At 49.1% G+C, this 22,044-nt stretch carries 22 protein-coding genes; 1 reads left to right on the top strand and 21 read right to left on the bottom strand.

Going from position 1 to position 22,044, the window contains the following annotated elements:
- Window position 1: 1 nt before the first annotated feature.
- The 13 genes from yycH to L985_RS16715 all read right to left on the bottom strand — a co-directional run bounded on the left by yycH (window position 2) and on the right by L985_RS16715 (window position 13,407).
- The gene (yycH, locus tag L985_RS16655; protein WP_047394943.1) at window positions 2-1,318 is read right to left on the bottom strand and encodes a two-component system activity regulator YycH; all 1,317 of its coding nucleotides are present in this window, start codon (window positions 1,316-1,318) and stop codon (window positions 2-4) included.
- Window positions 1,315-3,165, bottom strand: coding sequence for a cell wall metabolism sensor histidine kinase WalK (walK, locus tag L985_RS16660; protein WP_029343019.1), 1,851 nt, complete (start codon window positions 3,163-3,165; stop codon window positions 1,315-1,317). The genes yycH and walK overlap by 4 nt, the downstream gene beginning before the upstream one ends.
- A 2-nt stretch (window positions 3,166-3,167) precedes the next feature.
- Complete coding sequence (gene yycF / locus L985_RS16665; protein ID WP_023469844.1) at window positions 3,168-3,875, bottom strand: response regulator YycF; 708 nt, start codon at window positions 3,873-3,875, stop codon at window positions 3,168-3,170.
- Window positions 3,876-4,328: 453 nt separating this feature from the next.
- The gene (locus L985_RS16670) at window positions 4,329-5,621 is read right to left on the bottom strand and encodes an adenylosuccinate synthase (protein WP_029343020.1); all 1,293 of its coding nucleotides are present in this window, start codon (window positions 5,619-5,621) and stop codon (window positions 4,329-4,331) included.
- Between the two features lie 211 nt (window positions 5,622-5,832).
- Complete coding sequence (gene dnaB / locus L985_RS16675; protein WP_023469846.1) at window positions 5,833-7,185, bottom strand: replicative DNA helicase; 1,353 nt, start codon at window positions 7,183-7,185, stop codon at window positions 5,833-5,835.
- Between the two features lie 19 nt (window positions 7,186-7,204).
- Window positions 7,205-7,648 (bottom strand): 50S ribosomal protein L9, encoded by a 444-nt coding sequence (gene rplI, locus L985_RS16680; protein WP_023469847.1) that lies wholly within the window; start codon window positions 7,646-7,648, stop codon window positions 7,205-7,207.
- On the bottom strand, window positions 7,645-9,630 hold the full coding sequence (locus L985_RS16685) for a DHH family phosphoesterase (RefSeq protein WP_047394945.1): 1,986 nt from the start codon (window positions 9,628-9,630) through the stop codon (window positions 7,645-7,647). The genes rplI and L985_RS16685 overlap by 4 nt, the downstream gene beginning before the upstream one ends.
- A 134-nt stretch (window positions 9,631-9,764) precedes the next feature.
- Window positions 9,765-9,995 (bottom strand): 30S ribosomal protein S18, encoded by a 231-nt coding sequence (gene rpsR, locus L985_RS16690; protein WP_023469849.1) that lies wholly within the window; start codon window positions 9,993-9,995, stop codon window positions 9,765-9,767.
- Between the two features lie 43 nt (window positions 9,996-10,038).
- Window positions 10,039-10,557 carry a single-stranded DNA-binding protein gene (gene ssb, locus L985_RS16695; protein WP_023469850.1) on the bottom strand — a complete coding sequence of 173 codons (519 nt, stop codon included), beginning with the start codon at window positions 10,555-10,557 and terminating at the stop codon, window positions 10,039-10,041.
- 23 nt (window positions 10,558-10,580) lie between these two features.
- Window positions 10,581-10,868, bottom strand: a complete 288-nt coding sequence (gene rpsF / locus L985_RS16700; protein WP_023469851.1) for a 30S ribosomal protein S6 — start codon at window positions 10,866-10,868, stop codon at window positions 10,581-10,583.
- 120 nt (window positions 10,869-10,988) lie between these two features.
- Window positions 10,989-12,089 carry a redox-regulated ATPase YchF gene (gene ychF / locus L985_RS16705; protein ID WP_029343022.1) on the bottom strand — a complete coding sequence of 367 codons (1,101 nt, stop codon included), beginning with the start codon at window positions 12,087-12,089 and terminating at the stop codon, window positions 10,989-10,991.
- A gap of 228 nt (window positions 12,090-12,317) precedes the next feature.
- Window positions 12,318-12,506: a DUF951 domain-containing protein gene (locus tag L985_RS16710; protein ID WP_023469853.1), complete on the bottom strand. Its 189-nt coding sequence runs from the start codon at window positions 12,504-12,506 to the stop codon at window positions 12,318-12,320.
- On the bottom strand, window positions 12,478-13,407 hold the full coding sequence (locus L985_RS16715; protein ID WP_023469854.1) for a mechanosensitive ion channel family protein: 930 nt from the start codon (window positions 13,405-13,407) through the stop codon (window positions 12,478-12,480). Before L985_RS16715 ends, L985_RS16710 begins: the two co-directional genes overlap by 29 nt.
- Before the next feature lie 183 nt (window positions 13,408-13,590).
- Here L985_RS16715 and yyaC point away from each other — a divergent pair, with 183 nt between their 5' ends.
- Complete coding sequence (gene yyaC, locus L985_RS16720) at window positions 13,591-14,208, top strand: spore protease YyaC (RefSeq protein ID WP_034786343.1); 618 nt, start codon at window positions 13,591-13,593, stop codon at window positions 14,206-14,208.
- 36 nt (window positions 14,209-14,244) lie between these two features.
- Here yyaC and L985_RS16725 read toward each other — a convergent pair whose 3' ends face one another.
- From L985_RS16725 to rpmH, 8 genes are all read right to left on the bottom strand, one after another.
- Complete coding sequence (locus tag L985_RS16725; protein WP_029343024.1) at window positions 14,245-15,009, bottom strand: ParB/RepB/Spo0J family partition protein; 765 nt, start codon at window positions 15,007-15,009, stop codon at window positions 14,245-14,247.
- Between the two features lie 38 nt (window positions 15,010-15,047).
- Complete coding sequence (noc, locus tag L985_RS16730; protein ID WP_047394949.1) at window positions 15,048-15,890, bottom strand: nucleoid occlusion protein; 843 nt, start codon at window positions 15,888-15,890, stop codon at window positions 15,048-15,050.
- 48 nt (window positions 15,891-15,938) lie between these two features.
- Complete coding sequence (gene rsmG / locus L985_RS16735) at window positions 15,939-16,655, bottom strand: 16S rRNA (guanine(527)-N(7))-methyltransferase RsmG (RefSeq protein WP_023469858.1); 717 nt, start codon at window positions 16,653-16,655, stop codon at window positions 15,939-15,941.
- Window positions 16,656-16,660: 5 nt separating this feature from the next.
- The gene (mnmG, locus tag L985_RS16740) at window positions 16,661-18,550 is read right to left on the bottom strand and encodes a tRNA uridine-5-carboxymethylaminomethyl(34) synthesis enzyme MnmG (protein ID WP_029343026.1); all 1,890 of its coding nucleotides are present in this window, start codon (window positions 18,548-18,550) and stop codon (window positions 16,661-16,663) included.
- Window positions 18,551-18,593: 43 nt separating this feature from the next.
- Window positions 18,594-19,976 carry a tRNA uridine-5-carboxymethylaminomethyl(34) synthesis GTPase MnmE gene (gene mnmE, locus L985_RS16745; protein ID WP_023469860.1) on the bottom strand — a complete coding sequence of 461 codons (1,383 nt, stop codon included), beginning with the start codon at window positions 19,974-19,976 and terminating at the stop codon, window positions 18,594-18,596.
- A gap of 147 nt (window positions 19,977-20,123) precedes the next feature.
- Window positions 20,124-20,978, bottom strand: coding sequence for a membrane protein insertase YidC (gene yidC, locus L985_RS16750; RefSeq protein ID WP_023469861.1), 855 nt, complete (start codon window positions 20,976-20,978; stop codon window positions 20,124-20,126).
- A gap of 104 nt (window positions 20,979-21,082) precedes the next feature.
- The gene (rnpA, locus tag L985_RS16755; RefSeq protein ID WP_023469862.1) at window positions 21,083-21,433 is read right to left on the bottom strand and encodes a ribonuclease P protein component; all 351 of its coding nucleotides are present in this window, start codon (window positions 21,431-21,433) and stop codon (window positions 21,083-21,085) included.
- Window positions 21,434-21,599: 166 nt separating this feature from the next.
- Window positions 21,600-21,734, bottom strand: coding sequence for a 50S ribosomal protein L34 (rpmH, locus tag L985_RS16760; protein WP_012371910.1), 135 nt, complete (start codon window positions 21,732-21,734; stop codon window positions 21,600-21,602).
- Window positions 21,735-22,044: the final 310 nt, after the last annotated feature.

Genomic DNA, 22,044 nt, shown 5'->3' on the forward strand with positions numbered 1-22,044 from the left:
CTCACCCCTCATTCCCGACAGCTTGATTGATCGATTGCCAGACGCCGTCGATTTTGATGAACCACGTCGGCTCAAAGACGGCATAGCGGCTCGTTGAAATCTTATACGTCATCTCATATCCAATCCGGATTCCACTGATCTCTTTTAAGAGATCAGCACGGTTCAGACGTTCGAGAACCGTTTCAACGGCTGGCACCGTTTCTTCCCGAAGGATCAGTTTCCGCTTCGCTCGGAGCATGCTACGACTGAGCGACCGGACTTGGTTCTCCTCATACATGATCTTGAGTGTCGCGAGATCGAACTTCGTCTGTTCAAGTAGTGGACCACTCTCCCCAAATACCGGATACCGGTTCAAGTACAATCGGAACGTCGCCGTCTGTTCCTCACTCTTTTTACTCATCTGATCAAAGTAATACCGGAAGCCACTGCGTTGGGTATCTTGATCGAGCCAGCCCCCATGAATGTTGACATAGCTGACGAGCGTGCTGTAATCGACAGTCGAGCTTTGGGTATTCGGCGATAATGTATTGAAACGATACACATTATAGTTTCGGTCATACGTCGAAACGCTGACACCGTCCGTCAAGACGTCGAGATCATCCCGACTCTTGATTTGCTGGACGTTCGAGTTCTCGGCGAAAAAGGCACTCCGAATGCGATCGAGTGGTTTTGGCGATTGTCCGACCTCGTCATAGACGAAGACTTGCTCTAGTCGCGTCGTACCGCTCGCGACATACGTATAATCGCCACCTTTGAGTTCGACGCGTGTCATCGGTTTTTTCTTATCATGCGCGAATAGTCGCTTCAGAACCGTCTCATCACCGACGAGCTTGAAGTCCTTCAGGCGACCGGTCGCCGACTCAAGACGGAGGATCGGTCCATCATAATCGAGTAAATAGAGCCGTTTGATCGGTTCCGAGAAGGCGATTTGTTTTTCTCCGAGTAACTCTTCAAGAATCGTCGCACTGATCGGTGTCGGGAAAATCATCTCGACACTCCGGTCACCGACCGGGATGTTATTCGCTTTATCCGTCAAGACGAGGACACCGATGTTAAACGACGCACCGATTCGGTTAAGGAAGGTCCGACCGATGATTTGTGTCTGATAGATCCCTTCCTGATCCGAATAGACGAGTAGTTCCGGGTTAATCAGTTGGTTGCTTTCAATCGTCTTTGAGGCATCGATCTCGTTGAACGAGACCTGTTCCCGCTCGATTGATTCACTGCTTGGATGATAGGTCCAGAGCATCGCTGTCTGAGCGATCGAACCGGCGACGAGCAGGACGAGTAACAGCGAACTCCAGTGTTGTCTCTTCATCCGGCATCCACCTCTTCGATCACCTCATACGGAAGCGTGAAGTAAATCGTCGTGCCGCGTCCCCATTCACTTTCTGCCCAGATGTCGCCACCATGTGCCGAAACGACGTCTTTTGCGATCGACAGACCAAGACCGGTGCCGCCGATTTTACGGGCGCGGGCTTTATCGACACGATAGAAGCGTTCGAAGATTTTTTGGAGATTCGCTTTCGGGATTCCGACACCTTCATCCTTGATGCTGATGACGATCCGTTTTGCCCGGAGCATCGTCCTGACGGTGATCGTTCCGCCTTCCGGTGAGTACTTGATTGCGTTCGTCAGGATGTTATCTGCGACCTGAATCAATTTATCCTGATCACCACGGATATAGACTTTCCGCTTCATGATCTTACGACGGAAACGAATCCGTTCCGGCTTCGTCATGTCATGGCGATCGAGAATCTCATTCAGGAACTGAATGTAATCAAAGCGGACCTTGTTCATTTTGTATTCCTTACTGTCCATCTTCGACAGTTGTAAGAGATCGGTGACGAGGCGGATCATCCGCTCCGTCTCGTTCTGTGTCGTCTCAAGGAAACGTGGTGCGAGCTCCTCGTCCTGATACGCGCCTTCTGCCAAGGCTTCAAGATAGCTGCGCATCGTCGTCAGCGGTGTTCGGAGCTCGTGACTGACGTTCGCGACGAATTCGCGACGATCCTGTTCGACCTGCTCCTGTTCCGTGACGTCATGCAGGACGACGATCATCCCGGTAATCGGACCACTGTGTTTCTTGACGGGCGAGAAGAATGCCCGGACGAGGAACAGTTCGTCCTCACTACTGAAATCAAGCAGACGCGGTGGCATCGTACCGTCTTCCGGAATCATGAAATCATCACCGAGTGCCAGTAAGTCCTTCAAGTTCGTTCCGACGACGCTCGCATCGTCCGCACCGACGATATCCTTCGCTTGATCGTTCATCAAGATGACGCGCAGTGTTCGATCCGTCGCGATGACGCCATCGGTCATGTTCTCAAGGACGCTCGTCAACTTCCGTCGTTCGGCTTCCGTCGTCGCGTTCGCTTCGAGTAGCTCATCTGTTAATTCGTTGAAGGAACGAGCAAGTTGCCCGATCTCATCGTCCGAATAGACCTTAACCTTCCGCGAGAAGTTCCCGCGTCGCATTTCGATTGCTTGACGCCGCATATCGGAAATCGGACGCGTGATCGTCCGCGACAGCAAGACACCAAGAATCGACGTGATGACGAGGGCGATGACCGTTCCGGTCGCGAGAATCCGTGTGACCTGTTGCATCTGCGAATAGATTGACTCCATCGAAGCGCGAACATAAATCATCCCGGTCGTGACACCGTCTCGTTCCGAGGTGACCGGTACGGCAAAGATCCGGATCTTATCCTCTGATTCCGGATCAAGCACGGTGTCCGTCCGGGTCGAGCTCGTTGCCTGTGCCTTTTTAATCAGTGAATTCGTCGCCCGTTGTCCGACTGCTGATTGGTTCTCGTTATCCGATGTCGCTTGGATGATTGAGTCCTGGTCGATGATCTGGACTTCGAGGATGTCGTTCCTTGAGGTGGAGCCATTACTAAACTCAGACAGCAGTTGCCCTAGTGATTGGGACAACTGCCGCTTGGAGGCGTCATCATCGCCTGTTTTATCGAATTCCTTCCCGACGTTATAGGCGACAAGGCCTGCTCGGTCCTCGACCGACTTCGAGAAGTTCGTAATGTACTGCTTTTCAAGGGAACGAACGAAATAGACGCCAATGACCTGCATCGCCACTAAAATCAATAAGGCATAGATGACGACGAGTTTCCATTGGATGGATTTAAAGAAGTTCGTTCCTTTTAACATCGTTATTCATTCTCCCCGTCTTGGAGATAATAGCCGACACCACGACGCGTCATGATGTAAACCGGCGTACTTGGGTTATCTTCGACTTTCTCACGGAGACGACGTACTGTCACGTCGACTGTCCGGACATCACCGAAGTAGTCATAGCCCCAGACCGTTTGCAACAAATGCTCACGTGTCATGACTTGACCGATATTTTTCGCGAGGTAGTGCAACAATTCGAACTCACGCTGCGTCAGCTCGATTTTTTGATCCTTCCGTGTCACCGTATGCGAATTCGTATCGATATACAGTTCCCCGACTTTGAGTGGACCTGGTCCAACCGGTTGTGGTGTAGCTTCCGGGCTTGTGTTGCGGAGGTGGACTTTGACACGGGCGAGTAACTCACGTGAGCTGAATGGCTTCGTCACATAATCGTTCGCGCCAAGCTCAAGACCAAGTACCGTATCGATCTCGGAATCCTTCGCTGTCAACATGATAATCGGAATCTTCGACGTCTTCCGGACTTCCCGGCAGACCTCCATCCCGTCCATTAACGGGAGCATGATGTCGAGTAACATCAAATCCGGTTTGAACTCCTCGAATTTCTCTAATGCCTCCACGCCGTCATTTGCGATCGCGACCTGGTAGCCTTCTTTTTCTAATTTAAACTTGAGTATATCTGCAATCGGTAACTCGTCATCGACGACTAGAATTTTGCGTTCCGTCACTGGGTGTGCCCCCTTAAAAATTTCTATTCAATCTATTTTACCTGTTTTTTCGGCATATAGAAAGGTGGCGACGGAAACTCCCGGCGCCACTCTCTCTGCTGTTCGTTGTCTCACGGGAGAGGTTCCACGTGAAACACTGTATTTAGTATACCTGTTTTTGCTTCCGTTTGTGAACCATTCCGCACAAAAAGCGACGTGGAATCCCGGTTTGTTCCTGTTTTAGATCAATCGTAAAAAAAGAGAAAAACCTCCGGTTGGTATTCCCGAAAGGTTTTTCTCTTATGGATATGATATCGAACGAGCCCATCCGTCCTCGACTCCTACAGGAAGAGAAAGTGCCTTTGGCGCTTTCGACAGGGATGGATCAGACCCGGCAGACTGCTCGAAGGGCAGAGTGCCGCGGCTGATTCCCCGCCTGTGGAACGCGAGGATGATGGCATCGTTCAAATTGACTTATGCTTCTTCGTAGAGATCACGCAAGACGACTGTCTGTTCACGACCCGGTCCGACCGAGAACGTGACGAGCGAGATCCCTGTGAGATCCGCAATCCGCTTAACGTAGTTCTGTGCGTTCAACGGTAGATCTTCAAAGCGACGGACCCCTGTGATATCCTCTTTCCAGCCTGGAAGTTCTTCGTAAACTGGAACACATGCTTCGAGATCACGGAAGCTTGCTGGATACTCATCGATCTGTTTACCGTTGAATTCGTACGATGTACAGATCTTCAACGTGTCGAGGCCTGTCAAAACGTCGATCGAGTTGAGCGAAAGATCCGTCAACCCACTTGTACGGCGCGAGTGGCGAACGACGACAGAGTCGAACCAACCAACACGACGCGGACGTCCTGTTGTCGTCCCGTATTCACGACCGACTTCACGGATCTGATGACCGATGTCATCGAACAATTCCGTTGGGAACGGACCATCACCGACACGTGACGTGTACGCTTTACAAACACCGACGACGTGGTCAATCCGAGCTGGACCGACACCGACACCTGATGCGACACCGCCAGCAGATGCGTTCGACGATGTAACGAACGGGTACGTTCCGTGGTCAAGGTCGAGTAAGACACCTTGTGCGCCTTCGAACAACACTTTTTCGCCGTGGTCGAGGCTATCGTTGACGACGACGGATGTATCGCAGACGTATTTCGCAAATTCTTGTCCATACGCATAGTACTCTTCGAAGATATCGTCGAACGCGATTGGTTCAGCGTCATACATCTTCGTGAACATCCGGTTCTTTTGATCGAGAACGATCTTCAACTTCTCAGCGAACGTTTCTTTGTCGAGTAGGTCTGCCATCCGGATACCGATGCGAGCGGCTTTATCCATGTAGCACGGTCCGATTCCTTTTAGCGTCGTTCCGACTTTTGCGTCGCCCTTCGCTTCTTCTTCTAACTGATCCTGCAACTGATGATACGGCAAGATGACATGCGCCCGATTCGAAATTAACAAGTTATCCGTTGAAACACCACGATCGTGTAGATACTTCAATTCCTTGACGAGTGATTTCGGGTTAACGACGAGACCGTTCCCGATGACACATTTCTTATCCGAGTAAAAAATACCTGATGGGATCAAGTGCAATTTGTACGTCTCGTTATTGAATACGATCGTATGTCCTGCATTGTCTCCACCTTGATAACGTGCTACGACGTCGGCTTGTTTCGAAAGAAAATCGGTAATTTTCCCTTTTCCTTCGTCGCCCCACTGTGTTCCGACTACTACTACTGATGACATCTTATCATCCACCTCCACGTACGATTCAAAACCACGACTAAGTGTAACGCGATAAAAAACAGAAGTCAACCAAATACCGAACAATTAATTGTTACAATTCTCTTTCGTTCGTTTAATTATCGTTTTTGGTGAATAAACTGAGAATCTTTAGGTGAAAATAAAAAAAGCTACGTTTTGTCTCCAATTAATCGAAGACAAAACGTAGCTTGGATTAAGCTGGTGGCGCGTACGAGTTACTTGGCTCGAGATCCACGAACTTGTTGAATTCTTTCCGGAAGGCGAGTTTGACGGTTCCGGTTGGACCATTCCGCTGTTTTGCGATGATGATCTCAATCGTATTCGCATCTTCCGTTTCTTTGTTGTAATAATCGTCACGATACAAGAAGGCGACGATATCGGCATCTTGCTCGATCGCTCCCGATTCCCGGATATCCGACATCATCGGTCGCTTATCTTGACGACTCTCAACCCCACGGGAGAGCTGCGATAAGGCGATGACAGGGACTTCGAGTTCACGCGCGAGTGATTTCAAGGAACGGGAAATTTCCGAAACCTCTTGTTGGCGGTTGTCGCTTGAGCGACCATTCCCTTGAATCAGCTGCAAGTAATCGATCATGATCATTCCAAGACCATGCTCCTGCTTCAAACGACGGCACTTTGCCCGGATGTCGTTGACCCGAATACCCGGTGTATCGTCGATGTAGATACCGGCTTGAGACAGATTACTCATTGCAAGTGATAACTTGCCCCAGTCCTCTTCCTCGAGTTGACCGGTCCGCAGACGCTGCGCATCGACGTTTCCTTCGGCACAGAGCATCCGCATGACAAGCTGTTCGGCACCCATCTCAAGACTAAAGATGGCGACGTTCTCGTCAGCACGTGTCGCGACGTTTTGCGAGATGTTCAAGGCAAACGCCGTCTTCCCGACCGATGGACGTGCTGCAACGATGATTAAATCGTTGCGCTGGAACCCAGCCGTCATCTTATCGAGATCCTGGAAACCCGTCGGAATCCCCGTCGTCTCACCGCTTTGCTTATGCAATTTATCAATCGTTGCATAGGCACTCGTCAAAACGTCCGAAATCGGAATGAAGCTCGCGCTTCCTTTTCCTTGCGATACTTCGAGAATCTTCCGTTCTGCTTCATTCAGCAGGACATCGACTTCATTTTGCCGTTCATATCCGTCAGTGACGATTTCGCCTGCTGTCCGAATGAGACGCCGAAGCGTCGACTTCTGGTCAACGACGTTGACGTAATAATTGATATTTGCTGCAGTTGGTACACCTTCAGCCAGTTCCGCTAGATACGGTAGACCACCGATCTCATCTAAGATCCCAAGCGTGCTGAGCTCGGCTGTCACCGTGACGAGGTCGATCGCTTCGCCTCGGTCGGACAACACGAGCATCGCTTCAAAGATCCGTTGGTGAGAGGCACGGTAAAAGTCCTGCGGTAACAAACGTTCCGATGCACTGATCAAACGATCCGCATCAATCATGATCGCCCCTAGGACGGCTTGTTCTGCCTCGATACTTTGGGGAGGCATATTTTGCATGACTTCACTCATCACCGGTCCCCTTTTCTACTCACGCCTCTTTGACCTGAACGTTCAGCGTCGCTGTCACTTCGTTGTGTAACTTCAATGGAACTTTCGTAAAGCCGAGTGCCTTGATTGGGTGCTCGAGCTCGATTTTGCGTTTATCGATCTTGTAACCCATGCTCTTGAGTGCTTCCGCGATCTGTTTGCTTGTGACCGAACCGAAGACACGACCGCCTTCACCAGCTTTTGTCGAGACGACGATCGTCTCTTTTTCGATTTTCTCTTTTAACGCTTGCGCATCAAGCAAGTTCTGTTTTGCTTCTTCTGCCGCTTTACGTTCGTGTGCTTCATGTTGCTTCAAGTTTCCAGTTGTCGCAGGGCGCGCCAACTTTTTCTTGAAGAGTACGTTATTTGCATAAGCATCGGCCACGTCTTTGACGTCTCCTGCTTTACCTTGTCCTTTTACATCCTGTAAGAAAATAACCTTCATTCTGATTCCTCTCCTTTTGTCTCATCTTCTAGATATCGATCGATCGCTTTGCGCAATGCATCGGCAACCGTGATGACCGATTCTGACATCTGCGTCGCCGCATTCGTCAAGTGACCACCGCCACCGAGCGTCTCCATGATCAACTGGACGTTGACCTCTCCGAGCGAACGGGCGCTGATCGCCGTCCGTCCATCTTGCAGTTCCGCGATGACGAAGGCGGCACGGATGCCTTGAAGCGACAACAATTGATCGGCCGCTTGTGCAATCAAGACTTGATCGTGAATGACACCAGGTTCCGCTGTCGCAATCGCCATCCCTTTCGTATAGACCTCGGACCGCTCGAGGATATGTGACTGCTCAACGTACGTTTCAAGATCCTGACTGAGGAACTCTTGCACGAGCACCGTGTCAGCTCCTTGTGAACGTAAGTAAGAGGCAGCATCGAACGTCCGCGAGCCGGTCCGAAGGGCAAATCCTTTCGTATCGACAATAATTCCGGCGAGTAACGCCGTCGCTTCAAGCATCGATAGCTTCTGATTCGTCGGCTGGTACTCGATCAGCTCAGTCACGAGTTCTGATGTCGAAGAAGCATACGGCTCGAGATAAACGAGAACCGCATCTTCGATGAAATCCTCACCGCGCCGGTGATGATCGATGACGACCATATGCTCGAATCGATCGAGTAACGTCGGTACGACGACAAGTGACGGCTTATGTGTATCGACGACGACGAGTAACGTCTGATCGTCAATCAATTGATCCGCTTGAAACGCATTGACGAACCGGGTCTCGAGTTGTGGTACTTCAGCGATTTCGTCCATCATCCGGCGAATCCCACGACCGATTTCTTCTGGTGGTAAGACGATGTGAGCTTCCTTATCGTTCATTTCCGCAAGCTTCAAAATGCCGATTGCTGATCCGAGTGCATCCATATCCGGGTTCTTATGACCCATGATTAGGACACGACTTGATTCCTGCATCAAGTCACGAAGCGAGTTCGCAATGACCCGTGCCCGGACGCGCGTCCGTTTTTCCGTCGGATTCGTCTTTCCGCCATAAAAGCGGACTTTTCCGTCGCGTTTGATGACGACTTGGTCGCCTCCCCGTCCTAGTGCGAGATCGAGACTCGACTGAGCCATCTGACCAAGCGAAGGAATCGGATCGCTTCCGCAACCAATTCCGATTGATAACGTCAACTGGACGCCTCGTTGACTCGTCTCTTCGCGCACGATATCAAGAATCGTGAACTTCGATCGTTCAAGAATCCGTAGATTCTCTTCTGTCGTGACGATGAAGTACCGATCGGACGCCGTCCGTTTGATATACGTTCCGTGTTCCGCTGCCCAGTGATTTAATAGTTGAGTAACCCGACTGTTCAGCTCACTACGTAACTGATCTTCGATACCTTGTGTCATCTCATCGTAGTTATCGAGATAAATGACACCGATGACCGTCTGATTGTCGACGAGTTGCTGTTCGACTTGCGCTTCTTCCGTCATATCGAACAGATAAAACGTCCGGTTCTCATGATTTGAAAAGACGCGATACACCGCATCACCGATTTCAAGCGTCGCTTGGTCCTCGTTCGTCGCGACCATCTCGATGAATAAAGGATCGAGCTCATTGAGCGTCTGTCCCATCGATACATCATCAAAGATGTCCCGCATCGGATCATTGAACCAGGTGACGAGGGTTTCCTCATCGTATAGTAAAATCCCGATTGGCATGTTCGTCAACGCGTCTTGCCCCGTTTCTTCGACTTGCATCGAAATCCCGGCGACATACGTCTCCCACGCCCTGCGTGCACGACGTTCTTCGTATAGATGCAATCCGAAGAGGAGGGCAGTCACGACGGCTCCGATAGCGGAGATGATCGGTTCACGTACAGCGACGACGAGAAGCAGACCGACGATTAATAGATACGGAATGAAGCGAACGATGCGTCGTTCTCGTTCCGGTGATACTTGTTGACCTGACTCCATCGTGTCCTCCTTATATGCTCTGTTGGGTTCATTTAAATTTTTAGTAACTTGTTTATTATAACCGAAAAGCAGGAGGGGATGAAAGGGAAGCGAAAAAAAGCACCATCCTCACGCATGAGGATGGTGCTACGAAATCAGTCAGCCACGTATGGGATTAAAGCCATTTGACGTGCGCGTTTGATTGCGATTGTAAGTGGACGTTGGTATTTCGCTGAAGTACCAGTCACACGACGTGGAAGAATCTTACCGCGTTCCGAAATGAAACGTTTGAGAAGTTCTACGTCTTTATAATCGATATGAGTGATGTGGTTCGACGTGAAGTAACATACTTTACGACGACGTTTTCCACCTGGACGACGTGCCATGTGATTAACCTCCTTTTAAGTTAAATTTTTCAGGACGATTTCCTTAGAACGGAAGATCGTCATCTGAAAGGTCGATCGAACTACCACCGCTGAACGGATCAGCGCCGAAGCCCGAATTCGATGAAGCGGGTGCTGGCGAGGAAGAGTTGTTCTGCTGTTGCTGTGAACCCCATCCTGCAGCATTCCCGTTTCCACCAGTAGATGAAGCGTAGCCTTCGCTACCATCCGAAGAACGGCTCGCGTTACGTGACTCAAGGAAGCGGACGCTATCAGCGACGACTTCCGCACGATAACGGCGTTGCCCTTCTTTATCGTCGTAGCTGCTAATCTGGAGGCGACCCTCTACACCAGCAAGACTACCTTTCTTCAAATACTGAGCAACGTTCTCTGCTTGCTTGCGCCAAACGACGCAATCGATGAAATCAGCTTCTCGCTTCCCATCTTGCCCTGTGAAAGGACGGTCACATGCGAGTGTGAATCGCGTTACCGCAATCCCGCTCTGCGTATAACGCATTTCCGGGTCACGAGTTAACCGACCGACTAAAACGACGCGGTTAATCATCAGAATCACTCTCCTGTTTCAGCTTATTTCTCGTCTTTTGTGATCATTAAGCGAACGATATCGTCACTGATCTTCATGAGACGGTCAAGTTCTTTTGTAGCTGCTGGTTCAGCAGAAACGTTAAGAAGAACGTAGAACCCTTCACGCATATCATTGATTTCGTAAGCGAAACGACGTTTACCCATTTCAGTTGTTTTATCAACTGTACCACCGTTATCAGTGAGGACTTTGTTGAAACGCTCCACTGTTGCTTTGCGTGCTTCCTCATCAAGTTCCGGACGGATGATGTAAAGTACTTCGTATTTACGCATATCTGTCACCTCCTCTTGGACTGGCGGCTCGAATGTTCGAGCAAGGAGCAATAATTCATTACTCACATTCGTTAATACTACCAAAGTATTTTGCTTTATGCAATAACGATTCGTTTTCGATTAGACGTTGAAGCGGAATGTGACGACATCGCCGTCTTGGAAGACATATTCCTTACCTTCTGAACGGTAACGCCCTTGTTCCTTAACGGTCGTCATGTTGCCTGCAGCTGCTAAATCTTCATATGCGACGACTTCTGCACGGATGAATCCGCGTTCGAAGTCCGAGTGGATGACACCCGCACATTGTGGAGCTTTCATCCCTTTTTTGAACGTCCAAGCGCGTACTTCTTTTTCACCTGCTGTGAAGTATGTCGCAAGACCAAGCGTGCTGTACGCCGCATGGATCAATTGATCCAGACCTGACTCTTCGATTCCGAGATCAACGAGGAACTCTTGACGTTCTTCCGGCTCAAGCTCCGCAATCTCTTCTTCGATGCGTGCACAGATAACGATGACTTCTGCACCCTCTTTAGCTGCGAACTCACGAACAAGACGCACGTTCTCATTGCTGTCTGCATCTGCAACTTCATCTTCGCCGACGTTCGCGACGTAAAGCATCGGTTTCATCGTCAACAATTGGAAGTGCTTAACGATTGCTGCTTGATCTTCGTTCAATTCAGCGAGACGTGCCGGTTTCTCGTCTTCGAGTAATGCCAACACGATTTCAAGTGCTTCAAGTTCAGCCGCTGCGTTTTTATCGCGTGACTTGACTTGTTTTTGGACACGCTGGATCCGCTTTTCGACCTGCTCGAGGTCAGCGAGGATCAATTCGAGGTTGATCGTCTCAATGTCATCAATTGGTGATACTTTTCCTGAAACGTGTGTGATGTTTTCATCAATGAAACAACGAACGACCTGACAGATCGCATCCACTTCACGAATGTTTGCGAGGAATTTATTTCCGAGCCCTTCCCCTTTAGATGCCCCTTTCACGATACCTGCGATATCCGTGAATTCAAAAGCTGTCGGGATCGTCTTTTTCGGGTTGACGAGTTCCGTCAATTTCCGAAGACGTGCATCTGGTACTTCAACGACACCGACGTTCGGGTCGATCGTTGCGAACGGATAGTTCGCTGCCTCGACACCTGCTTGTGTGATGGCGTTAAAAAGTGTTGATTTTCCTACGTTTGGTAAGCCAACGATTCCTGCTGTTAATCCCACTTGGAATTCCTCCTTTTCGGTATTTCCTAGGAAATCCGTGCTAGCGGCCGCAGTGGGTAGAATGATTACACCACGTCAGCACATCTTTCACAATTATAGATAGTTCAATTTTTTTAAGCAAGGAGCTCGACCGTCTTTTTTAATCCCGCCTTAAACGAAAGCAACTGCCCTGTTTACAAAAGACAATCAAAAAGCGGTTCCGATCACGAGGATCAGATCCGCTTTTCATCACTCTGGTAAGACTTTTTTCAATCGTTTATCAAAATCACGACGTGGCATCAAGATGCTTGCCCCGCAACCTTGACATTTGATTCGGATATCCATGCCGACCCGAATGATCTGCCATCGGTTCGTTCCACATGGATGCTGCTTCTTCATCTCAACATAATCATGGAGTTGATACGTTTTTGGAATCATCCGTCTGTCCACCATTCTTTTGTTCTGGATTCATCATGACCATCCGTGGATACGGGATCTTGATGTTCTCTTCTTCTAGTCCTTGCTTCAATTCCTTACGGATCAGACGACCAGCTTGGAAATGTTGCATCGGTGGTACTTCTGCCATCAAACGATAGACGACTTCAGAAGGACCAAGCGTCTGGACGCCGAGCATTTGAATCGGTTCGACGAACATATCGACATACTTCTTCGTCGTCCGGTCCGCGATCTCATGTAAGACTTGTTCGACGCGTTCGAGATCTTCGTCATAGGAGACTTGCACATCGACGAGCGCAAAGCTGTTGTCGACCGAATAGTTCGTCACTTGCAAAATCTGACCGTTCGGGATGATGTGGATCTCACCATTAAGACCTTTGAGTTTCGTTGTTCGGATACCGAGTTCCGTTACGACACCTTCGATCACACCGACGCGTACATAATCTCCGACTTTAAACTGGCGTTCGAAGATGATGAACGCTCCGGTAATGATATCTTGCACCAAGTTCTTCGCACCAAATGAAATCGCAAGACCAGCAATCCCGGCACTGGCAACAAGACCAGTGATGTTGATTCCGAACTGACTGAGTACCGTCAACAACATGACGATTCCAAGTACGTAGCGGATTGCATTTTGTAGCAACTTCAGCAGCGTCTCATTCTGACGTTGTGCCAAGTAATCCTGTTCATTGATTTTCCTGATCGTAAAGAGACGTGAGACTGCCCCAGTCAAAACGCGCGTTAACACATAGAACGCCGCGATAATGATGAGCGCAATCAGCAGTTTCATTCCAAAACGAATCCACATATCCGCATCCATTACTTGATTGATGAGTTTATCGACTTGGGCGACGGATTCTTGTACATCTTGATTGGTAGCCATTCTCTCCATCCTTTCTTGTTCTCTCTATTACGACAGTATACGTGATTTTAGTTGAGTTTCAACCAAAGAGCCGATTTTGACGTTAGATTTTCGGAAAAACCGGGAAAGGAAAATCATCTAAGAACCCTTCACTCTTGCCAACCCACCACGACACCGACACCAAGAGAAGAAAGGATGATTTCGATGAACTTCCGCTTTCATTCGCACGAGCCCAAGCCCTATTCTTTCTTTTTAGAATATACGGAACCGTTCGCGAAAGAACGCTTAGCCGAACAACTATTCGAACAAATCTCCGCTGTCCAAGAAAAACGTCCTATCGTACTCGTCTGCATCGGTTCTGATCGTTCGACGGGCGACTCACTCGGTCCACTTGTCGGAACATTCCTTGAAAAACAAGCACCTGCTCATCTCCACGTCTACGGTACACTCGCTAAACCCGTCCATGCACTGAATCTCGCTGAAACGATTCACTCGATCCAAACAACCCATTACCGTCCACTTGTCATCGCAATCGATGCGTGTCTCGGTCGACTTTCAAGTGTTGGACATGTCTTCTTCTCAGAAGGTCCACTTGCGCCAGGAGCTGGAGTCCAAAAAGAATTACCTGCAGTCGGTGACTTCAACATCAAAGCTGTCGTCAACGTCAGTGGGTTCATGGAGATGATGATTCTCCAAAATACACGCTTACATCTGGTTTATGAGTTAGCCGAACTCGTCGCGAATAGCTTCCACATGCTCGATGCGAAACTGTCCGCTGAATCGACGCGGACGACGATTTCCTTCACCCCACGTTCGATGTAATCAAAAAGAAGCGAACCGTCACCGGAACGCTTCTTTTTATTGATCTGATTCAGGTAATAACAAGTCGAGCAACCGGTTAAGGTCGTCTTCGTCTGTAAAATCGATTTCGAGTTTTCCTGCTTGTTTGCCCTGTTTAATCCGAACCATCGCACCGTACTTTTCGCGAAGTGATTCTTCGACGAATTGCACAGCGGTCGCTTGTTGCGGACGGACGGATTCCTTCCGTTCCCGAAGTGCCTGTTCTAACCGACGAACATTCCAGTTCTCAGCCATGACACGTTCTGCCATCTGTTCAATCTTCTTTGGATGTTTTAGCGACAAGAGGGCGCGGGCATGTCCCATCGATAGCCGCTCATCCATCACCGCTTGTTGAACGAGTAGCGGCAATTGTAGTAACCGAAGACTGTTCGTGATGTGCGAACGACTTTTGCCGACACGCTGCGCAAGCTCTGCTTGCGTGATGCCAAATTCCTCGATCATCTCCGCATAAGCCATCGCCTCTTCAATCGCGGATAAATCCGCTCGTTGGATGTTTTCAATCAAAGCGAGCTCCATCACGCGTGTCTCGTCTGCTTCGATCACAAGGACCGGTACACGTTCGAATCCCGCGCGACTCGCTGCTTGATACCGTCGTTCGCCGGCGATGATTTCATAGTAGCCATCACGTGGTCGGACGACGATCGGTTGGATCATCCCGTGTCGAACGAGCGATTGGGCTAACTCTTCTAATGCTTTTTCATTGAATCGTTTCCGGGGTTGAGTCGGATTCGGGCGAATCGCCCGAACAGGTAATTCGTTCACTTGCCTTCTCTCCTAAACGTAGCGGAAGGCACGACCGCTTATTCCGGACGTGCCTTCACGATGCGAATCCGCACCTCTACATATTCTTCACAATCGACTTCTTCTTTTTCAATCGTCAATCCGGTTTGCTCGATCATATCGACGGAATCACGAAGGGTATTTAACGCAATCCGTGTATCGCGAGCAAAGCTCTTATGACGTTTTTTCTTCGGTGGCTGTGGTGTCATCAATCGTTCCACACGGCGCTCCGTCTCCTTGACGTTCCATTCCCGTTCCAGGATTTCAGCAAGTACCGTTACTTGTAGCGCTTCATCCTTGAGCGGCAATAACGCACGGGCATGACGCTCCGTGATCGTCCGTTGCTTCAATGCTTCCCGGACATCCGTTGGCAATCGAAGCAAACGCAACTTGTTGGCAATCGTCGATTGACTACGTCCGAGCTTACGGGCTAACACTTCTTGCGTAATGTCTTGTAACGCAAGCAAGCGCTCATAGGCTTCTGCTTCTTCGATTGGTGTCAAATCTTCGCGTTGCAGATTTTCAATCAATGCCAGTGAAGCAGTCGTCTCGTCCGTCATCTCTTTGACGATGGCAGGAATCGTTTCCCAGCCAAGCGAGCGCACTGCCCGGTATCGTCGTTCTCCCGCAATGATTTCGTATCCTGTTCCTTGTTTTCGAACGACGATCGGCTGGAGTAATCCATGCTCTGCGATCGTAACGGCTAGCTCTTCAATTCGGTCCCCATCAAACACTGTCCGTGGTTGGAACTGGTTCGCGACAAGTTCTGTCAATGGTAATTCCTGAACCGTCTCTTGTGGATCAAGCTCGATCGTAGCAGGTTGCCCTCCCTTACCGAGCAGCTTGGCAATTGCATTTCTCACGTTGGCGCACCTCACCTTTATCAGTCATCGTTTCACGTGAAACGGTGTTTAGCTTAATGGATCTTTTGCAGGCGTACCCGCTTTACGCGGATATTTCCCGGGTGTTGTTCGTTTTTTATCTACAATAACGATATTACGCTCACTTTCCTCGCCTGGCAATTGGAACTGGAAACTTTCCCGTAAATTCCCACCGAGTACTTTTAAGGCAATCGCACCATCCTCGAGCTCTTCACTGACTTTCGCTGCCTTCAAGGCAACGAATTGACCCCCGACTTTCGCAAGCGGTAGGCAATATTCCGCGAGAACGGACATCCGGGCGACCGCACGTGCTGTCACGACATCAAACCGTTCGCGGAATTGTTTATTTTTACCGAACTCTTCGGCGCGTCCATGATGGAACGCGACACCTTCGAGTCCGAGTTCCGTCGCCAAATGATTTAGGAAGCCGATTCGTTTGTTCAGTGAATCGACGATCGTCACTTGGAGATGTGGGAACATGATCTTGATCGGCAGACTTGGGAAACCAGCGCCCGCTCCGACATCACAAACCGTCGTGACCGTCGTGAAATCGAAATAGAATGCTGCTGTGATCGAATCATAGAAGTGCTTGAGATAGACATCTTCTTCGTCCGTGATCGCCGTCAGGTTCATCTTTTCATTCCACTCGACGAGCAGTTCATAATACCGTTTGAATTGATGCAACTGATGTTCTGAGACCTCAAGTCCCTGTGCTGCCAATGCTGTTACGAATTGCTGTTGGTTCATCTCGTTCACTCCGCAGTCAATGCGTATTGGCCTTGTTCGATATAGACAAGCAGGATCGAGATATCAGACGGGTTAACCCCTGAGATCCGGGATGCTTGTCCGATCGAGAGCGGACGCACTTGGTTTAGTTTTTGTTTCGCTTCAATCGCTAATCCACTGATCGCATCGTAATCGAGACGATCCGGAATCCGTTTTTGCTCCATCCGCATCATTTTTTCGACTTGATCGAGTTGTTTATCGATGTAGCCGGCATATTTGACTTGGATTTCGACTTGTTCTGCTGCTTCTGCAGACAGTGGTGTTTCCGGTGGTGTCATCTGCGCGATCATCGCATACGTAATTTCCGGGCGTTTCAGCAACGTGATCGCATGCAGCGCTTCCTTAAGTGGTGATGCACCAATTGCTTCTAGCTGTGCATTCACGTCCGCTGTCGCTTTGATGACGACCTTCTCAAGACGTTTCATCTCAAGACGGATTTGTTCTTGTTTATCGAGCAACTTCGCTTGGCGTTCTTCCGAGATCAATCCGAGTTCATGTCCGATTTCCGATAGGCGAAGGTCCGCATTATCATGACGGAGCAACAACCGGTACTCGGCACGTGACGTCAAGAGACGGTATGGTTCGTTCGTACCTTTCGTGACGAGATCATCGATCATGACACCGATATAGCCTTGTGAACGTGACAAGATAAGTGGTTCTTTGCCTTGGACTTGTAGTCCGGCATTGATCCCTGCCATGATTCCTTGCCCCGCTGCTTCCTCATACCCACTTGTTCCGTTGATTTGACCCGCTGTGAATAAACCAGGAACCCGTTTTGTCTCGAGCGTTGGCCATAATTGTGTCGGAACAACGGCATCGTACTCAATCGCATAACCAGGACGCATCATTTCAGAATTTTCAAGCCCTGGAATAGAGCGGAGAATATCGTGTTGGACGTCTTCCGGCAAGCTTGTTGATAACCCTTGGACGTAAACTTCTTCCGTATCGCGACCTTCTGGCTCAAGGAAGATTTGGTGACGCGGTTTATCGTTGAACCGGACGACCTTATCTTCGATCGATGGGCAATAACGTGGACCCGTCCCTTTAATCATCCCTGAGAACATCGGGGAGCGGTGCAGATTCGCATCAATCAATTGATGTGTATACTCCGTCGTATACGTTAACCAGCACGGAATCTGTTCCGTGATCATTTGAGTCGTTTCATGACTAAACGGAAGCGCTACTTCGTCACCCGGTTGAATCTCCGTCTTCGAATAATCGATCGTTTTTCCGTCGATTCGCGGTGGTGTACCTGTTTTGAAACGTGCGAGCTCGAATCCGAGTTCTTCAAGATGTTTCGATAGATTGATCGACGGCATCTGATTGTTCGGACCACTCTCGTAAGACAATTCACCGATGATGATTTTTCCGCGCATGAACGTTCCGGTCGTGATGATGACTGCTTTTGCCCGATACTCTGCCCCTGTATTCGTGACGACACCGACACAGCGTCCTTCGTCGTCAATCAACAACCGTTCGACGAGCGCTTGACGTAAAAGCAAATTCGGCTCATCCTCGAGCGCTTTTTTCATCCGGTTTTGGTATTCGAATTTATCCGCCTGTGCCCGTAATGCACGCACGGCAGGACCTTTTGACGTGTTTAACATTTTCATTTGAATATACGTTGCATCGATCGCACGTGCCATTTCACCACCGAGCGCATCGATTTCCCGGACGACGATCCCTTTTGCTGGACCACCGATTGACGGGTTGCAATACATGAATCCGACCATATCGGGATTCATTGTCAACATGACCGTTTTCGATCCCATTCGTGCCGCAGCAAGAGAGGCTTCGATGCCGGCATGTCCGGCTCCGACGACGATAACGTCGAATTCACCTGCTTGATAAGCCATAGTACTGGTTCCTCCTTCTTATTCCACACGCAGTCGTCTCGAATTATTTCCCGAGACAGAACTGCGAAAACAACTGATCCAATAAACTATCCTGTGCTGTATCACCATTGATTTCGCCGAGCGTATCCCACGCCCGTCGTAAATCGATCTGTACCATGTCGATCGGCATCGCCGCTTCTGCTGCACCGAGAGCATCTTCGATCATCTGACTCGCGCGTTTGATCAGTTGGATGTGTCGTGCATTCGAGACGTACGTCATATCCTGGCTCTCGACACCCTGTTCAAAGAACAGACTCGCAATCGCTGCTTCAAGGTCGTTGACGCCTGCTTCTTCGAGCAAGGACGTCGTAACGATCGGTCGACCATCGGCAAGTTCCGTGACACGTGCTAAGTCAATCTGTTGCGCCAAATCACTCTTGTTGACGATGATGATTGCGTTCATCCCTTTGATCGCTTCAAACAGCAAGACATCCTCATCCGTCAGAACATCGTTCCCGTTTAGGACGAGTAAGATTAAATCGGCTGTCTTCAAAGCCTGACGTGACTTTTCGACGCCCATCCGTTCGACGATATCTTCCGTCTCCCGAATCCCTGCCGTATCAATCAACTTCAACGGTACACCACGAACGTTGACGTATTCCTCGATCGTATCGCGCGTCGTTCCCGCGATGTCCGTGACGATGGCCTTTGCTTCTTGCACCAATGTGTTGAGCAAAGACGATTTTCCGACGTTCGGTCGACCGATGATCGCTGTGGATAACCCTTCACGAAGGATTTTTCCTTGGCGTGCCGTTGTTAATAACTCTGCCAAAATCGCGCGGACAGCACCAGCATCACGTTCGACGATCTGTTGCGTCATCTCTTCTGCATCGTACTCTGGGTAATCGATGTTAACTTCGATTGCAGCAATCGTCTGCAACAATTGTTGACGTAAGTCTTGGACGAGTTTCGAGAGACGCCCTTCAATTTGACTGACGGCGACATGCATCGCTCGGTCCGTCTTCGCCCGGATCAAATCCATGACGGCTTCCGCCTGTGACAAATCGATGCGTCCGTTCAAGAACGCGCGTTTCGTAAATTCACCAGGTTCCGCCAACCGGACTTCCGGTTGGGCGAGGATGAGTTCGAGGACACGATTGACCGCGACGACTCCTCCATGACAATTCAATTCGATGACATCTTCACGTGTAAACGTCTTTGGTGCGCGCATGACACTCACCATCACTTCATCGACGACACGGTCCGCCTCATGGTCGACCAATTTCCCGTAATGAATCGTATGGGTTGGTACTTCCGTCAAGCGGTTGCTCCCTTTATAAACACGGTCGGCTACAGCGACTGCATCAGGACCTGATAAGCGCACGATCGCAATCGCCCCTTCTCCCATCGGCGTCGAAATCGCGGCAATCGTATCAAATTCCATCATCCGTTCTTCCACCTCGTTTTTCTTCTGTCTTTTTATGAGTATTTAATCCTTAATCGTTGCAATGGGTATAACGAAACAACTATACACGAAATGACGCAAAAGAAAAAGAGCGACACTCTGTCAAAACAAAGCGTCGCTCTTCACGTATTAGCGTTTCTTTTTCGATTTTTTAGGAGCCGGAGCTGCTTGTGCTGCTTCTTTTTCACGTTTAGCAGCCATTGTCGCTTCCGTCTGCAACTTAATCTTTTCACGCATTGGCTTCATGATGACGATCGTGACGATGATCGAGAAGATGTAACCAACAACCCAGTAAAGCGAAAGGGCAGATGGGAGTGTAACACCCATGATGAAGATCATGATCGGGAAGACATAGAGCATGATTTTCATTTGTGGATTGTCTTCTTGACCTGCCATCGAGATCTTTTGTTGCAGATACGTCAGTACCGCAGACATGATCGGCAAGATGAAGAATGGATCTGGTTTCCCAAGGTCGAACCAGAGGAATGTGTGTTGGAAAATAGCCGGTGTGTAGATGATCGCGTTGTAGAACGCAATCAAGATCGGCATTTGGATCAAGATCGGTAAACAGCCTGCAAGCGGGTTGACGTTATGCTCTTGGTAGAGCTTCATCATTTCCTGTTGCAACTTCTGTTGTGTCTCTTGGTCTTTTGAGCTGTATTTCTCACGAAGCTTCATCATTTCCGGTTGAATGACTTGCATTCCACCCATACTCTTCGTTTGTTTGATCATCAATGGAAGGATGACAAGACGAACGAGAAGTGTCGTAATGATGATTCCGATACCGTAATCACCGCTAAAGAACTGTGAAATCTCACGAATCAACCACGCCATCGGCCAAACGAAGTAATGTTTCCAAAAACCTTCTGTGTCTGCTGTGATCGGTTCACCTGTACCATATGAGCTAGGTGTACAACCAGATAATACGATCGCGAGCACGGACATGAGTCCGAGAGTTAACCAAATCTTAGTTCTCTTGTTCATAATTCCTCCTAGAAATTGTTTACGCTTTGTCGAACGCCATCTTCTTCTATAGTAAGGCAAGGAAAGGGAGCGCCGTACAAATCAACAGGATGCATTGCTACGATTCATTTTTTTGATCGCATCCAGACACCGGAACGTTTGAGCACGTGACGGAGACTGTCAGCCACTTCTTGCGCGGTCATCTTCGCGGCCGGATTGCGCGCGATGATCACCAAATCATAATTCGGGGCAATCGAGGCTTCATGCTGCTGGCATGCTTCCCGAAGATACCGTTTCACCTGATTCCGGACGACGGCATTCCCGATTTTTTTACTGACGGATAAGCCAACCCGAAAGTGAGTCTGTTGCTCCTTTTTCAAGGCATACACGACAAATTGCCGATTTGCGACAGAGGCTCCTTTAGTAAACACCGCTTGGAACTCCTTGTCTTTCTTGACGCGGTATTCCTTCTTCACCTTATTCACACTCCATCCTGACACTACGAAAATTCGTCGTCTCTCATCATATCATAGAATAAACATGCGACGCGATAGGGCGCATGTGACAAAAGCACGAACACACGAAAAAACATAAAAAAAAATCACCTCGGATCATGCCCGAAGTGATGGATGCATCAATGCATTAGACAGTCAAGGCTTTGCGGCCCTTAAGACGGCGAGCAGCCAAGATACGGCGGCCACTCTTCGTAGCCATACGCGCACGGAATCCGTGAACTTTTTTACGCTTACGGTTGTTTGGGTTGAAAGTTGGTTTCATTCGTCTGCACCTCCTTTAAAAGATCTTTATAACCAATTGTTATTTTCTACTTTAAGGCAGTCTTGTACATTATATAAACTGATTGTGGCATTGTCAATGAAAGTTCAGAAGATTTCTTGTCCTGCTTAAGGGATTTTTGGTTTGAAAACAGGCAATAGGATTCGACTGCGCAAACTCTATTACGCGATAGAATGCATATGGATCATGGAGGGGATGTTTGTAGACTTATCCACCTATCCACAGACTTATCCACATTATCCACACTTTCCGTGGATAACTCTTCACTTTGTCTACAATAGTATTTTTTAAA

The organism is Exiguobacterium sp. ZWU0009 (assembly GCF_000798935.2).
GTDB classification, from domain to species: domain Bacteria; phylum Bacillota; class Bacilli; order Exiguobacteriales; family Exiguobacteriaceae; genus Exiguobacterium_A; species Exiguobacterium_A acetylicum.